The 16,732-nt window shown below is 59.5% G+C and carries 10 protein-coding genes; 6 read left to right on the top strand and 4 right to left on the bottom strand.

The window, feature by feature from the left end; all coding sequences use genetic code 11:
- On the bottom strand, positions 1 to 93 hold a 93-nt coding region (locus ADN01_RS20285), incomplete at its 3' end, for an IS1 family transposase (RefSeq protein WP_407936231.1).
- A gap of 89 nt (positions 94 to 182) precedes the next feature.
- Between ADN01_RS20285 and ADN01_RS01405 the strand changes: the two genes are divergently transcribed.
- The 6 genes from ADN01_RS01405 (at position 183) to ADN01_RS01380 (ending at position 11,878) form a co-directional block, all read left to right on the top strand.
- A complete protein-coding gene (locus ADN01_RS01405; RefSeq protein WP_160318350.1) occupies positions 183 to 707 on the top strand; it encodes a hypothetical protein in 525 nt (174 codons plus the stop codon).
- Between the two features lie 242 nt (positions 708 to 949).
- The gene (locus ADN01_RS01400; RefSeq protein WP_062419370.1) at positions 950 to 2,038 is read left to right on the top strand and encodes an inositol-3-phosphate synthase; all 1,089 of its coding nucleotides are present in this window, start codon (positions 950 to 952) and stop codon (positions 2,036 to 2,038) included.
- A 233-nt stretch (positions 2,039 to 2,271) separates the two neighbouring features.
- Positions 2,272 to 3,267: an ABC transporter permease gene (locus ADN01_RS01395; protein ID WP_062419371.1), complete on the top strand. Its 996-nt coding sequence runs from the start codon at positions 2,272 to 2,274 to the stop codon at positions 3,265 to 3,267.
- Positions 3,268 to 3,458: 191 nt separating this feature from the next.
- Positions 3,459 to 4,319: a DegV family protein gene (locus ADN01_RS01390; RefSeq protein ID WP_062419372.1), complete on the top strand. Its 861-nt coding sequence runs from the start codon at positions 3,459 to 3,461 to the stop codon at positions 4,317 to 4,319.
- A gap of 28 nt (positions 4,320 to 4,347) precedes the next feature.
- On the top strand, positions 4,348 to 4,800 hold the full coding sequence (locus ADN01_RS01385; RefSeq protein WP_062419373.1) for a hypothetical protein: 453 nt from the start codon (positions 4,348 to 4,350) through the stop codon (positions 4,798 to 4,800).
- A gap of 529 nt (positions 4,801 to 5,329) precedes the next feature.
- Entirely contained in the window at positions 5,330 to 11,878 is a 6,549-nt protein-coding gene (locus ADN01_RS01380) for a tandem-95 repeat protein (protein WP_062419374.1), read from the top strand.
- A gap of 114 nt (positions 11,879 to 11,992) precedes the next feature.
- Here ADN01_RS01380 and ADN01_RS01375 read toward each other — a convergent pair whose 3' ends face one another.
- Genes ADN01_RS01375 through oraE form a run of 3 tightly spaced genes read right to left on the bottom strand, consistent with a single transcriptional unit; the run spans position 11,993 to position 16,705 of the window.
- Positions 11,993 to 13,075: an alanine racemase gene (locus ADN01_RS01375; RefSeq protein WP_062419375.1), complete on the bottom strand. Its 1,083-nt coding sequence runs from the start codon at positions 13,073 to 13,075 to the stop codon at positions 11,993 to 11,995.
- 38 nt (positions 13,076 to 13,113) lie between these two features.
- On the bottom strand, positions 13,114 to 14,469 hold the full coding sequence (locus tag ADN01_RS01370; protein ID WP_062419376.1) for a glutamate mutase L: 1,356 nt from the start codon (positions 14,467 to 14,469) through the stop codon (positions 13,114 to 13,116).
- A 25-nt stretch (positions 14,470 to 14,494) separates the two neighbouring features.
- The gene (gene oraE / locus ADN01_RS01365) at positions 14,495 to 16,705 is read right to left on the bottom strand and encodes a D-ornithine 4,5-aminomutase subunit OraE (RefSeq protein WP_062419377.1); all 2,211 of its coding nucleotides are present in this window, start codon (positions 16,703 to 16,705) and stop codon (positions 14,495 to 14,497) included.
- Positions 16,706 to 16,732: the final 27 nt, after the last annotated feature.

Raw genomic sequence — 16,732 nt, 5'->3', positions numbered from 1 at the left:
GCAGAACATGCAGCGATAGCGCTGGCTGCCGCTGTCTGTTTTTCCAGCTCGGTTTTGGCGTTCTGTTCGCTGACATTGGGGGCATCTGATCATGTCTTTATTTTAGCCCAGTTTCTAGCCACTCCCCGTTTTTTCCGCCCGCGTGATACAATCCTACGGCAGAACCCGCCCCCAGGAGCCTCATGATGGAAATTCGCTACGCTGGAACCTTTGACCTGCCCCTCATCCGTCAGGCCGTGGCCCTCACCCACCGCCCCAGCCTTAACCGCCGCGTGCTCACCGGGTTTTTATGCCTGCTCCTGGCAGCGGCGGCGGTGGGCACGGTCATTTTGCTGTTCGAGCAGCCCGAAAACCGCGCCAACAACGGCCTGCGGCTGGTGCTGTGGCTGGCAGCCCTGCTCTACATCCTGCTGCGGCCGGTGTGGGTAAACCAGCGCACGGCCAAACGGCTGTGGAACATGCTGCAAACCTCCCCCAAGGTGCGCGGGTTGATCACCACCGCCGGGGTTCAGGCCCACTTCGGCAAGCTGGAACTGTCTCTGCCCTGGGATCAGGTGGCGCGCACCGCCCGCAGCCCGCAGTTAACCACCCTGCTCAGCCGTGAAGGGGTCATGGTGGTCTTTCCGCGGGCTTTCTTCGCCGCCGAAAGCGATTGGGACAAGCTGCATCAATGGCTCAGCGAGCACCCGCCCGTCCCTCAAAAGTAGGCAGCGCCCCGGTTGGGTGGGGGCTTTCAGAATGAGTCCCTCCTTTCCGCGCGAAAGTGTAGAAACTGCATTGTTAAAGATAGGGTCAAACGGCGGAAATTATGTTAAAGTTAAGCGGTTCTGATGCCATGCCTCACCCCCTTGGGATGCATTGGCTGGCAGGCAAGGTTCGCGTGTTCCTGGTATTAACCAAAGTTCATCTGTAGAATAGTTCAAAAACATCTTTTCAAGGAGACTTGCGAATGGGAACAAATAAGAAAATCCGGGTAGCCATTATCGGCGTAGGAAATTGTGCGTCCTCCCTGGTTCAAGGGATCCAGTATTACAAAAACGCCAATGAGGCCGATCGTGTACCGGGCGTGATGCACGTCAACCTGGGCGGGTATCATATCAACGATATCGAGTTCACCGCCGCATTCGACGTGGTGGATACCAAGGTCGGCAAAGATCTCTCCGAGGCTGTTTTTGCCTACCCCAACAATACCTACAAATTCAGCGATGTGCCCCATCTGAACGCTCCGGTGTACCGCGGCATGACCCACGACGGCTTGGGCAAATACCTTTCGCAAATTGTCAAAAAAGCCCCCGGCCCCACCGCCGATATTGTCGGCATTCTGAAAGAAACCAAAACGGATGTGGTCATCAACTACCTGCCGGTCGGCTCAGAAATGGCCACCAAATGGTATGTGGAACAGGTGTTGGAGGCCGGCTGCGGCTTCATCAACTGCATCCCTGTGTTCATCGCCAGCTCCGAATACTGGGCGGATCGTTTCCGCCAGCACGGCCTGCCCATCATTGGGGATGACATCAAGAGTCAGGTCGGCGCCACCATCACGCACCGCGTGCTGACCAGCCTGTTTGTAGACCGCGGCGTGCGTCTTGACCACACCTACCAGCTCAACTTCGGCGGCAACACCGATTTCATGAACATGCTGGAACGCGAACGCCTGGAATCCAAGAAGATTTCCAAAACCAACGCTGTCACCAGCATGATGCCCTATGAGCTGAACGCTGACGACGTCCATGTCGGCCCCAGCGATTACGTTCCCTGGCTGACCGACCGCAAGTTCTGCTACATCCGCATGGAAGGCACCACCTTTGGCGACGTGCCGCTGAATGTGGAATGCAAGCTCGAAGTGTGGGATTCGCCCAACTCGGCCGGTGTGGTGATTGACGCCATCCGCTGCATCAAGCTGGCCATGGAACGCGGCGTCAGCGGCCCGGTGTATGCGCCGGCCTCCTACTTCATGAAGTCGCCCCCGCGCCAATATAAAGATGATCTGGCCCACCAGATGACCGAAGATTTTATCAACGGGGTTGTAAAAGAGTAAAACCCAACCGTGGGGTGTCCATCTGCCCCCCGGATACGGCAGAATCGATCGGCGCCCTGTTCAGCGAGCAACCCTGAACAGGGCGCTGTGTTGAATCAGCCGGGGCCTCAACAGCCTCACCGCAGTTAAAATTCCCATCCAGGTTTCCTGTTGCATTTCCTCGTCTCGTTGTACAATCAGGCCTACAGATGCATGAGCATCGAGATTTCCATCCTCTCTTCCGGTGAGTGCCTATGTCTCGTTACATTATGCGTCGGCTCCTGTGGTTAATCCCCGTCATCATCGTGGTCTCCGGGATCACCTTCATCCTCATGCACAGCGCCCCGGGCGGCCCCTGGGACCGCGACCTGAGCGCGCGCCAGGTGGACGCCAACACCCAGAAACGCCTGAACGAATATTACGGCCTGGATAAGCCCCTTTGGCGGCAGTTCCTGGCCTACATGATCGGTGATTTCCGCAAAGACGGCTCTTTTGACTGCGGTTTGATCTGCGCTGATATGGGCCCTTCCTATCGTCTGCGCGGTATGAGCATTCAAGACATCCTCTTTATGCCTCCCGAAGACAAAAACTTCTTCTACAGCCGCTTTGGCTATTCCCTGCGCCTGGGAATTCTGGCTCTCAGTTTTGCCATTTTCTTTGGCATCCCCGCCGGGGTCATCTCGGCCCTCAAGCAAAATACCATCATCGATTATGCCAGCCTGTTTGTGGCCACATTGGGCATTTCTGTGCCCAGCTTCGTCATCGCCATTTTCCTGATCATCATCTTCGCCTCGTGGCTGCACTGGATTAAAATTATCCCGAAAACTTGGGATGACGTATCCGTGTGGGTGCTGCCCGCCGTCATCCTCGGCTTCGGCACCATGGCCAACACCACCCGCCTCACCCGCGCTTCAGTCCTGGAAGTCCTGCGTCAGGATTATGTCCGCACCGCCCGTGCCAAAGGGCTGGGTGAATTCCTGGTGGTTGTCCGCCACATCCTGCGCAATTCGCTCATCCCCGTGGTCACGCTGCTCGGCCCGGCGCTGGCGGGGCTGGTCACAGGCTCATTCATCATCGAAACCATGTTCGGTTTTCCGGGTATGGGGCGCGCCTACGTCACCGCCATCAGCCAGCGCGATTACTCGATGATCATGGGCACCACCCTGATCTACGCCCTCTTGGTGGCCCTGGCCAACCTGAGCGTGGACATTACCTATGTGATCCTCGACCCGCGCATCCGGCTGGATTGATCCCCCCATACCCGCCGTCCCGGCCAGGTGAGCGTTCAGCCTCACCTGGCTTTTTTGTAAGGTGGCTCCCCGGCAGCAGCGAACATCGCCCAATCGGACAAAAGTACACTATAATGGAAAGTGTCAACATTGGCCGCCAGAGGCGTTTTCATCCGGCGATTTCTGTCTTTCTTATTCACTAGGAGTACACCATGATTATATTCACCGACTCAGCGGCCAACCTCTCTCCCGAAAAAGCGGCGCAGCTGAAAGTTCAGGTGGTGCCTTTCCATTTGACCTTCATGGGCAAAACCTACCGCGACGGGGTGGATATTTACCCAAAAGATTTATACAAGCTCTACACCGAATACCCCAACGAATTCACCACCACCTCGCAGCCTTCGGTTGGGGATTACGTATCTCTGTTTGAACAGCATGCCGATGAAGAAATCCTCACCATCAGCCTGTCCTCCGGCCTCAGCGGGGCCTATTCCTCCGCCGCCAGCGCCGCCCACCTGCTGCCCAACCAAAAAATCACCGTGCTCGATTCGCGCACGGTCGGCCCGGCCCTGGGTTGGATTGTGGAAATTGCCGCGCGCGGCGCCCTGGCCCAATGGCCCCTGGAACGCATTTTGCAGGCTGTGGAACAGGTCAAAGCCAACACGTTCACCATGGTGGGTTTCAGCGACCTGCGCCATCTGATCAATTCCGGCCGCGTCAGCCATCTGAAAGGCATCGTCGCCTCCATTCTGCATGTCAAGCCCATCATCAGCATGAATGACGCCGACGGGCGCTATAAGAACGTGGGCCAGGCCATGACCGAGAACAAAATGGCGCAGCGCATGGTAGACCTGGTCACCGCTCGCTTTGGTTCTCAAAAGCTGCGCATGCAGGTCATGCACGGCGATAACCTCCCCGGCGTTGAAACCCTGCGCAAAGCCATCCGTCAATCGCTGGACTGCGTGGAACAGGACCTGGTGGCCGTCACCACCGTGTTGGGCGCGCACGCTGGTCCCACCGTCATCGGGTTGGCCGCCATGCCCGAAACCCTCTTCGCCTCGCTCACCGCCTGAACCTAAATCGTAAAAAGGAATCCCGCGCATGGATGCTCGCTTTCCCACCAACACCACCAATGCCCTGGTACAGGCCCTGCAAGCCGCCGATGAAACCACCCGCGCCTGGCTGGAGACCGACTCGGCTGTCAAAGCCCTGATCCAAACCTTTAACCTGGGGGTCGAGGGGTCTTTCGCCGCTGGCGGGGTGCAGGCTTTGGCGGCTGTCTGCACCGCAGCAGGCTATGCCAACATGCAGAAAAAGTTTCTGGGCTGGCGCGGCAGCCACATCCAATCGCTCAACCTGGTCTCCTGCGACTTCCTGGCGTTTCACCTCACCACCCCCGACGAAGCCGAGGTTTTTACCTTTGAGAAATGGGTGTATACCTATGAAGATGGGCGGCAGGTGTTCACCCAGGGCAGTGTGGACCATTACCTGCTGGCGCGCAAAGCGGATGGATGGAAGGTGAAATTCGTCGAGAATTTCACCTGCGAACGCTAAGCCTTTTACGCCCCAACGCTTTCAGAATCTACCCCCGTTCAAGAGAACCGTGCGTCCCAATGAACGGGGGTATCGTTATCTTCACCCAGCTGTGTTGAGCGCCGAGCTCACCTCAGAGGGATCCCCCTCCTGCTGCTCCATCTCGTTTGTGTCGAAATTTCCTTATTGACTCTGCAAAATTCTCGTGCTATAAATTACACAGGCAATTATTTACTAAATAACTAAATAATTCACATAGGTGGGTAATTTTTGTGGATGTGTTGACTCGAAGGTCAATTGGTCGCAGTTTGGGGTGATGCCCATACAACCCTTCGACGAGCAGAAAGCGAAACCGGCCACAGGCTGTTTTCGCTTTTTTGTTTGCCTTGAACCGGACATAACTCGGTTGGGGGGCACCAGACAATAACCGGGAAGTTCAATTGAATTCCATTGGGAGGATGCTATGACCAGGAACACGTTGTTTTCCACTTGTTCAAGTTGGAATACGTCATCGATTCGCATGGGTTTGACCAGAATCAGACAGGTATCCATGATCCTGATCTTTCTGATCTCGCTGGTTGGGATGCTGCCGCCCCAGCCAGCACAGGCAGCATCCTACACCTGGGTCGCATATAACGACTGTGCGGGCACAAACTCGATCACAAATACAACCAATATCCTGGGCGTTTCAGGCACAGGAACCTTGAAAAATTTCGACACGGGCGCAACCTTGACCGGGATAACGGCAGCCTTTACATCATCTGGCAGCCCAACCATTTATGGCACCAACGGCGCCAACACCAACAGCGGTACCGATGCCTACGAGACATTCAACGGCAAAGCCAATATGACGGGCAGCGTCAATTACGGCAGCAACACGGGCTGGTATATTGACCTGACGATCTCCGGACTTGACCCCGCGAAAACCTATACATTTGCCACGACCGCTAATCGCGATGACAGTTCCTACACAACCAGAATTTCCCGATACACGATCTCGGATATCTCTGGTGCCACCAATGCCAGTACGAGCGGCGTGACCGTCATCAGCAATGAATCTGTGTCTTTTGTGACCGGCTACAACAGAGTCAACGGGTACGTGGCCCGTTGGACCGGCATTCAGCCTGGCTCGGATGGCGATTTTAAAGTTCGCGCAGATTATCCGAGCAATTATCAGGCCTATGGCATGAGTGTCTTCATGCTGGCGGAGGAAGGTTCCATCCCCACGACCCCCACCATCACCACCAGCGGCACGCTGAGCGCCTTCAGCACCACTCCGGGCACGGCTTCCACTGCACAAACCTACACGGTCTCTGGCAGCAACTTGACCGGCAACGTGACCATCACCGCGCCGACCGGCTTCCAGATTTCAACGGATGGCAGCACCTATACTTCCGCGCTGACACTGACCCCATCTGGCGGGACAATCACATCCACCCCCATTTACGTCCACCTGTTCAGCCCGACCGTGGGTGATTTCAGCGGGAATATCACCCATACAGGCGGCGGCGCAACCGAAGTGGATTTGGCAGTCAGCGGTCAGGTATCCAATCAAATCTGCTATGAAAATAAGGCCTTCGTCACTACAGCGGATACCTACATGAGCGGGTTTAACAACACAAACAACTACGGCGCCCAGACATACATGCGGGTAACCCTGGGAACTTCGCAAGGTCGAGGCTCCCTGCTGCGTTGGGACCTGAGCAGCATCCCGGCCAACGCGGTCGTTTCGGCTGCCAGTTTAAAGCTCAACGTAAGCACTGCCGGGTCTGCAACCTTCAACCTGTACAATATGCGCCGCGCCTGGGCAGAAGGCACCGGTTCAGGTTCGGCAACCGGGGACGGTGCTACCTGGCAGACCTATGACGGCACGAACGCCTGGGGAACGAATGGCGCTGCCAATACCACTTCGGACCGCTTTAACACCAATCTGTGGGGAGCCGGATCATCCTCCTTCTCTACCACCGGCAGCAAAACGGTCGCGCTAAACACGGACGGCCTGGATGTTGTACAGGGGTGGATCGACGGCTCAATTCCGAACTACGGTCTGACCATCCAAAATTACTCAACAGGCTCCACAGATGTTCAGTTCGCAACCCGGGATAATCCTACCGAAGCGAACCGCCCTGCCCTCGTCTTGAGCTACTGCGTTGATTCAGGGATAACCTACACACTGACAGCGGCCAATGACGGCCACGGGACAGTCACACTCAACCCGGCGGGCGGTGTCTATGCTGAAAACACGGTTGTGACCCTGACCCCAATCCCGAGCAGCGGTTACACCTTCGCCTCCTGGAGCGGCGCGAATGCCGCTGACCTCTCCAATAACGGCAACGGTACCTGGTCGCTCACCATGAATGCGAACAAGTCCGTCCAAGCCAATTTCAGCCTGCTCCCCATCAACGCAGCGCCGAACCAGCCCGTGCTGGTGCAGCCAACCGACAATGCCACCGGTGTCTCTACCTCACCGACCCTCGAAGTGACCGTCAGCGATCCCGATGTAGCCGACACCCTGGATGTCACTTTCTACGGCCGCGAAGCCGGGGCGACCAGTTCCGGTGAGGACTTCACCCTGATTGTCATCCCGGATACCCAGAATATGACCACGAGTTATCCGACAGTCTTGAACTCGATGACTCAATGGATTGCGGATAACAAAACAGCCGAAAATATCGTCTTTGCCACCCATACGGGTGACCTGGTCAACACGGCAAGCAGCGCCACTGAATGGGGGCGCGTGGATACCGCATTGGATATTTTGGACTCTGCAGGCATCCCGTATAGTGTTGGCCCTGGCAACCACGACCTCTACGGCTCGTACAACACCTACTTCGGCCCCAGCCGCTTTAGTGCAAGCCCCTCCTATCAAGACTCTTATGCGTCCGACCAGAATGAGAACAACTACACATTCTTCAGCGCATCTGGCATGGACTTCATCATCATCAACTTGCAATACGGCTCCACGACAGCCCACTATGATTGGGCGGATGCTCTCTTGAAGGCCAATCCCACTCGCCGCGGCATCGTTGTCAAGCATGACATCCTCAATACCGATAACTCCTGGAATAACCAGGCTCCCTTCACTGCGCTCAAAGACAATCCCAATCTGTTCCTGATGTTGTGCGGGCATATGCACACAGCCAGCGACGGCTCGGCTTATCGCGCAGAACTTGGGGATGACGGCCACACCATCCACATCCTGTTGACGGATTACCAGGATTACCCCAATGGTGGCAACGCTTACCTGCGCAAACTCAGGTTCTCCCCGTCCAATGATAAAATCTACGCCTCGATCTACTCGCCGTATGTGAGCACCTATCTCACCAACACGAGCAACTACGAACAGTTCGAAATCGCTTATGATATGCCCAACGGCGCCGCCGCGAGCTTCACTCCGCTCGGCACCGTGGAAGATGTCGCCAACGGCGGCAGCGCCTCCATTGTCTGGAACGGACGGACGAATAACACCGAGTACGAGTGGTATGCCGCAGCCAGTGACGGCGCTGCCTCCACCGACAGTCCCACCTGGAGCTTTATCACCGGCACCGTCGGGCCAAGCCACACCGTGACCTTCGATGCCAACGGCGGCAGCGGCACGATGTCGCCGCAGGTTGCCAATACCGCAACGCCGCTGACGCCCAACGCCTTCACGCGCTCGGGCTTCACCTTCAGCGGCTGGAACACGAATGCTGGAGGGACGGGCACCAGTTACGCGGACGGTGCGATTTATGCCTTCACAGCAGATGTCACCCTCTACGCCCAATGGGCGGCCATCGTCACCCATACCGTCACCTTCAATCTCGGCACGCACGGCACCCTGACCGGCGGCGATCTCGTCCAGACGGTTGTCCACGGCGGGGCGGCAGTCGCTCCGACCTTCACGGTTGAGAGCGGCTGGAATTTCACCGGCTGGGATAAGACTTTCACGAACGTCACCACAGACCTGACCGTCAACGCCACCTACGCCCCCACCGCGACCTGTTACACGCTGACCCTTTCGCATACCGGCAGCGGCAGCAACCCCAGCGCAGCGCCGCTCAAATCCGCGGCCTGTGCTGAAAACGGGAAATACGTGTCTGGTGAAAACATCACCCTCAGCGGCGCCGTCCCTACTTCTGGTTGGCAGATCAGCGGCTGGACGGGAACTGCTAACAACGCCAGCACCGCCAACACCAACACCCTGGTCATGCCTGCCGCCGACCACACCGTTTCCGTTCAATACAGCGAAATTCCCACCAACACACCGCCCTTTGCCCGCGATGACGCCTACACCACCGCAGAAGACACCCTGCTGGACGTGCCCTTCCTGCAGGGCCTGCTGCTCAACGACAATGACGTTGACGGCGATCTGATCCCCACCGAACTGGTGACAGACGTCACGCACGGGACGCTCAACCTGAACATAAATGGGGCCTTCACCTATCTGCCGGATCTCAACTTCAACGGCACAGACAGCTTCACCTACCGCGATTTCGATGGCCAGGCCTACTCCAACGTGGCCACCGTCACCCTGACGGTCACAGCCGTCAATGACGCCCCCACAGCCAATGCGCAGAGCGTTTCCACGGTGGAAAACACCGCCAAAGCCGTCACCCTCACCGGCTCGGATGTGGAAGGCTCAGCGTTGACCTATGCGGTGGTCACCCCGCCTGCGCATGGGCAGCTCAGCGGCACGGCGCCCAACCTCACCTATACCCCAAGCTTCAATTACTACGGCGAAGATTCCTTCACCTTCAAAGTCAACGACGGTGCCCTGGATTCAACGCCTGCCACGGTTTCCATCACCGTCACCAAGGGCAACTCCGCCCCCGTCGCCGTGGATGACAGCTACGCTGTGGATGAGGATTTGCTCCTGTCCATTTCGGCCCCAGGGGTTCTGGGCAACGACAGCGACGAAGACAGCGACCCGCTCACTGTGCAGCTGATGGCCGACGTCAGCCACGGAACTCTCTCGCTGGCCGCCAACGGCAGCTTCACCTATCAGCCGGGCGCCAACTATTCCGGATCGGATACGTTCACCTATCGCGCTTCTGACGGCACGGCCCTTTCCAATACCGCCACTGTCACCATCACCGTCCATCCTGTCAACGATCCCCCAGTGGCTCAGGGTCAGGGTGTTCAGATCAATGAAGATACAGCGATCGAGATCACCCTGACCGCCACAGACACAGAAGGTTCTGCGCTGACCTACGCGGTGGTCACCCCGCCTGCCCACGGCCAGCTCAGCGGCTCGGCTCCCGTGCTCACCTACACCCCCGACCTGAACTACCACGGCGGTGATTCCTTCACCTTCAAAGCCAACGACGGCGGGCTGGATTCCAACATTGCCACGGTTACGATCACCGTCCTGCCGGTCAACGATCCGCCCGACGCACAGGACGACACCGCTTCGGTGCTTGAAAACGGCTCGGTGGACATCAGCGTACTGAACAACGACACGGATGTGGACGGCGACACCCTGACCATCAGCGCCTACGACGCGCTCACGCCCCTGGGCGGAACCGTGTCTTGCACCGACACCTGTCTATACACCCCGCCCGCTAACACCTTCGGCTCGGATTCCTTCGGATACACCATTTCTGACGGCCACGGCGGCACGGATTCGGCCGCGGTAGCAATCTCCATCGGCTCCTCGAACCAGGCCCCCACCGCTGTGGTGGATGCCTACAGCACCGCGGAAGACACCCTCCTGACGGTGCCCGCCGCCCAGGGCGTGCTCAGCAATGATACCGACCCCGACGCCGGAGATGTGCTCTCCGCGCTCAAGGTCACCGACCCCGCGCACGGCGATTTGAATTTCAACGCGGACGGCTCCTTCACCTATCTGCCCGACGCCAACTTCAACGGTGAAGACAGCTTCTCCTACCAGGTCAAAGACGCTGAGGCCGACGGCTCCACCGCTGTGGTCACCCTGAGGGTGACTCCGGTCAACGACGCTCCCACCTGCCAAAACGCCTCCCTTGCCACGGACGAGGATGTACCCGCCCCCTGGGCACACCTGTGCTCCGATATTGACGGCGACCCGCTGACCCTCTCGGTCATCACCGCCCCGGCTCACGGCACGCTGGATACCCTGGCCAACCCCATGCTCTACACCCCCGCGGCCAATTACTTCGGCGCCGACAGCTTCACCTACCGCGTCTCCGACGGGACCGTGAACAGCAACACCGCCGCCGTCACCGTGACGATCGCGTCCGTCAACGATGCCCCGTCCGCGCTGGCCCTCAGCCCCGCTGCCGTGGCGGAGTTCATGCCCGCCGGCACGCTCATCGGTGATTTCAGCACCACCGATGCGGACACCGCCGACACCCACACTTACGCCCTGGTGGCGGGCGCGGGCGATACCGATAATGCCTCCTTCACCATCACCGCCGGGCAGCTTTTCACCAACGCGGTCTTCTCTCAGGCCCTCACCCCCACTCTGTCCATCCGCGTGCGCTCCACCGATTCGGGAGCTGGCAACCTTACGCTTGAGCAGGTCTTCACCATCACCATCCTCGAAGGGGACGCCGCGCCCACCCTGTTCTCGCCCACCCATCAAGCCAAGCTGCTGAACAACACGCCCACCTTCGACTGGTCGGATGTGCCCGGGGCCGATTCCTACACCCTGCAGATCTCCCGCTACGCGAGTTTTACTAAGATCTTCGTCGCACAAGAGGCCACCGCTTCCACCCTGACGCTCACTTCGCTGCTGCCTTCCAAGGCACGTTTCTACTGGCGCGTGTGCTCGCACGCCCTGGGAACTACGGCTTGCTCGGCTGCCTGGTACTTCACCACCGCCAACCCGCCCAGCACCCCCACGCTGCTCTCGCCCGCCAATGGGGCCACCGTCACCTCCACCCGCCCGCGCCTGGACTGGAACGATGCTGTCCTGCCGCCCTCCACCACCTTCTGGCGCTATGAAGTGCAGTGGTCCACCGATCCCACCTTCACCGCACCGCAAAACGCCTTCGTTTCCGGCTGGGTGCGCCGCTCGTACTACGCCCCCACCACGGCCCTGACCCGCGGCCAAACCTACTACTGGCGCGTGCGCACCTTCAACACTCTGGGTGAATACGGCCAATGGTCTGCGGTGGGTTCTTTCCGCATCGCTCCGTAACCCGGGCGGCTGTGCAGAAGCCTCTGCACGGCAAAACCCGTAGATCTTTCTAATCAAAAACCGTGTGGGGCCGAAAAGCCCCACACGGTTTGTTTTTTTCTACGTTGGATCCGATCACGGGTCGTTGACGATCACTTTTTGCACATACGCCGAGGTGCTGGCTGTCAGCAGTGCGCCGTACCCCGGGTAAAAGCCCACTTCATCCCCCACCTTCACCGGCTCGGCCGCGTCTTCCACATCCAAAATCAGGTGATCGCTGCTGCCCCCCAGAACGATCATGCCGGGGTCTTCGGGGTACACGTTGTCCACCACCACATCCTCACGGCCGATATTGCAGATGGCACGCAGACGCACCCCGCGGTCCACAAACTCTGGGCTGCCGCCGAAGGCGTCCTGCCCGCGGTAGCCAATGGGGATGGAAGGCTTGCGTTCCAGTTCCACCACTTCGGCCACAATCCGGAAGGTATCCTGGCGGGTCCCCGGCCAGGGGGAACGATCCAGCACATTCCGCCCCAGCAGGATGGTTTCGCCGATCCGCAGCACGTTGATCTCTTTGGGCATACCCCCGGCCGCCAAAAGCGGCAAATTGGCGCTGTTCCCGCCGCACAGCATCCCCAATTCCAAACCAGTCACCTTGCGGCAGTGGTCGCGGATGTCCACCAGCATCTGCATCTTTTCGGTGGTCGGGATCACCCCGCCGTAACATGCCAGGTTCGCCCCCAAACCCGCCACCTCCAGGTTGGGCAGCCGCCCCGCCGCGCGCACCACGTCGTCCACGTGATCCGGCCACACCCCCTCGCGCAAATCGCCCAAATCCACCATGATGACCACCTGGTGTTTCAGGCCGAACATACCGGCTGCGTCCGAAAGCTGCCGGAGGGTCTCCACCGATGAATTCAGGGAAATATCCGCGCAGCGCACCACGTCCGGCGCCCGGCGCGGCACAGGAATGCGCAGGATCATCATCGGCAGGCGGGTTCCTGTGGTGGCCAGCGCCTGCAAATTGGCAATGCGCGAATCCGCCAGCATATCTGCGCCGCCCTTTTCCATCGAACGCGCCACCGCCGGGTGGGCGCAGCTCACCTTGGTCACACAAGCCACCTGCACACCGTGCGCGTGGCATTCACCGATCACCGAGCGAGCGTTACTCGCGATTCGTTTGGGGTAAATCTCAACTCGGGGGGTTCGAATGTACATCCGTCCTCCATAAAAAACTGCTCTTGACCCCGCAGGGCTTAAACCGCACTGCGCGCGAAGGAGTCTTCCTCCACCCAGCGCACGAAGGTGGCTTTCACCTCGTCAGGGTAGGCCTGCGCCACCGTTCCCAGCGCCGAGAACAGGTAGTTGCGGTCCATCAAGATTCTGGCATCCGGCGCGGGCAGCAAGTGTTTTCCAGGGCCGGTGCAGATGGCGCGCAGGATACGCTCGCCGCCCTCAATGCGCGTCAACGCGCCGCCAGTGCCCACCACCCACTGCACCGAAGACAGGTCTTTGCCCTTCACGATCTGCTTTTTGCCCGTGGTGGTATATAAATTAGTCACCACGCCCGCATGCCGCCGCACGCCCACCTCCACCGCCTTAGTGCACAGCCAGCGAGTCAGTTCGCGCTGACGGTCGGTGTGGGGGATGGCCTGCAAATCGGCCAGGCGCTCCTCCCAGGCCGGGTCGCCTTCCATTTCCACGATGTTGTGGGCGTTCACATACACGCCCAAATCACCTTCCACCGTGCGCTTGGCGCGCGGTTCAGGTTCCACCGCTTTGTTGGCCCATTCACGGCTGCCGTCCGTCACGCTGTGCACGTCCGTGGTGGCGCCGCCAACGTCGAACACCAGGCAGTCGCCCAGGGCTTCGGCAAAAAGCTCCGCCCCGCGCAGCACCGCCCCCGGCGTGGGTAAAATGCCCCATTGGGTCAGCTCAGCAAAGCGCGCCATGCCGGGCGCATGGATGATGTGGCGGTTAAAGACCTCTTGAATCACCTTGCGCAGCGGCTCAATATTGAGCACATCCACGTCCGGGAAGACGTTGGCGGCCTGCAGCATCTCAATGCCCGCCTGCGTAAAGATCGCCTGGATCTGCTTGCGGATGGCCACGTTGCCCGCGTACAGCACCGGAACCGGCAGCCCCAGCCGGGCGATCTTCTCCGCGTTGCGCAGCACAATGTCTTTTTCACCGTAATCCACCCCGCCCGCCAGCAAAATGATGTTGGGGTGAATATCCTGGATCTCTTCCAGGTTATAGGCATCCAGCAGGCCGGCCGTCACCATCTTGACGATGGCTCCCGCGCCCAGGGCGGCTTCGCGCGCCGCCCGCGCCGTCATGCTGTAGGTCAGCCCGTGCACGGTCATGCGCAATCCGCCCGCCGCCGAGCTGTTCACAAAGGTCTCGGGGCTGCCCAGGGGCTGGCCGTAGCGCGATTTCAGATCGGCCACCGCCTGATCCACGCCCAGGCCCACATCCCCCTGGCCCACGCTGGTGGGGGCAAAGCCCTGAGCCACATGCCCAAGGCCGCCCCCCGCCAGACGCGCAAACCCATTCACCTTGGTGATGGTAGAGCCTACTTCAATGGTCAGGATATCCACAGACTTTGACACGCCTGCACCCTCACCGGACGGCGGCCTAGACAACGCCGCGCGCCTTCAAAATCTTCACAATGGCGTTAACCACGTGGATGCCCTTGGTGCCGCGCCCAAAGGTCGCGTCCAGACCGGTCTCTTGGGCCATCTCACGGTTCACCTGCGTGCCGCCCGCGATCAAAATGATCTTCTCGCGGATACCCTTCTCCTGGCACAGCTCAGCCAGTTTGCGCATCTGCGCGCGGTGCACATCGTTGTGGCTGATGATGGTCGAAATCAGGATGGCGTGCGCGCCGGTCTCGATAGCCGCATCCACCAGCTTGCCAATCGGCACCGAAGTGCCCAGGTAGTGATACTTCACGCCGTATTTTTCAATGCCGCCGTGCTTAATGTCCAGAATCTCACGCAGGCCCACACTGTGTTCATCTTCGCCCACCGTGGCGGCCACCACGCGCACACCGGCTTTCTTCACCGCTTCGCGCAGCTCCTCTTCCGGCAGAATCACTTCTTTCTCCGGCACTTTCAGCGAAGACAGTTCAATATCAAAGCCAATCTTGCCCTTCACTTCCACAAAGCAGCCTTCCGCCGGGTGCATCACCTGCAAATTGACCACTTCGGGGTCCAGCAGGCCCAGCTTCTTGGCCATTTCCAGACCGTACACCGCGGCCACATCCTCCGGCAGGGGCACAAAGAACTGGGTCAAAATCGTGCCGTCGCCCGCCCATTCCGCCTCTGGCTTCACCTTGCCGCCCTTGCGGTAGGGCAGGGTCTCGGCCAGGCGCGCGTTGCAGCTGTCTTCGGGGTCCAGTTCGTCAATGTAGACAATTTTCTCCGGCTGACACAGGGTGCAGCCGCCGATCGGGTCGCAGGCGCGTTCCACCCCCGCGGGCAGGTGGTTATGGCCGTAATGGCTGCACACCGGCGCGTAATAATCGCTCTCGCGCTCCACAATCGTGCCGGCCCCCACCCCACCTTTGCCGTCGCGGGCGATGCCGTCCCCGTTGCGGTCGGGGTATTTACCCGAATCGACGAAGAAGCCCTGTTCCACCGCAGCAAAGTAGCCGCCGGTCTCGATGACCTCTTCCAAGAAAGCCACCGCCCGTTCTTTCAAGTCGCGCACCATCTCGCCCAGCGGACCGTCGTGATTCAGGCTGAGCAGCTCTTTGATCCCGTCCAGCGCCGCCCAGGTCTGCTTCACGGTCTGCACGCCGCGCACGTTGTTGTAATGCCAGGGCACGTTGCGCCCCTCATCCGGGGTGATCGTGCTCTGAATGTCGGCGCTGGTCAGCATGGAAATCAACGTGTCCACCGTGTGGGTGCGCACGGCTTCTTCGATGTCGGCTTCGATATAGCGCGTGTTCTGCTGGGCGCGCATCTTGTATTCCGAGAAGAAATCGCGCAGGGCCACAGCATAGGGCAGGTCGTACCACAGCTTGGGCGCAGGGGGCGCGTCCGGCGGTACGGTGGACAGGCCGATGAGGTCTTTGTCCATGCCCACCGCCGTAGAAAAGGCGCAGTTGATACCGTGCTGCACCATCAATTCCGGCATCACCAGCCAGCCGGCTTTGGCGGTGGCGTTGGCGTTGTGCGCGCCGTCAATCTGGAAAATGCCCGCCCCAGCCATCACCTTTTTGGCTTCGGCCGCGTCCACAAACGAGCGGTACATATTCACGTTGCGGTACAGCACGTTGTACTGCGGGTCCTGGTGGGCGCCGTTGATGCCCTCTTCCGCGAACAAAACCGCCACCTCCGGCCCGGCCACGCCGGACACGTAGGAGTGGAAGTTGATCGGACGGCCAACTTCCTCTTCGATCATATCGCAGGCCTTGCGGCTGGCGCGGATCTGCTTGCGTGTGATGGGAACCCCGCCCACGCCCTCCGGCGTGCCTTCCAGCAGGCCGTCAATGTGGCTTTGGCCGGTGGTGCGAATGACCATGATGTGGTCCGCGCCGTGCCAGGCTGCCATGCGCATGCGGCGGATGTCGTCCTCAAAGCGCCCCGAAGCGATCTCGGTGGTCACCACACAGCTGGGCTGCGGGTCAATATGGTCAAAATATTTCGAGGCGGGCAAGCCGATGCTGTTCTTCAACGGCTTGGACATGTTCCGGTAATGGAACGGGCCCATATCCACGCCTTCCGGCGGGACTTCGCGCCAGGTCCAACCTTTGCGCTGGGGGTGGTAGTGCTCTAACCCTTCCAGAATGGCTTCAATATCCAGCTTCTGGTTCGGGTCCAATGGTTTCTTGTGAGTCATCGTCTGGCTCTCCTTGCGATTCACTGG

It is taken from the genome of Levilinea saccharolytica, from assembly GCF_001306035.1.
Classification (GTDB): Bacteria; Chloroflexota; Anaerolineae; order Anaerolineales; family Anaerolineaceae; genus Levilinea; species Levilinea saccharolytica.
Note: the sequence above shows the minus strand (reverse complement) of the source record. Positions and strands in the feature narration are given on the sequence as shown.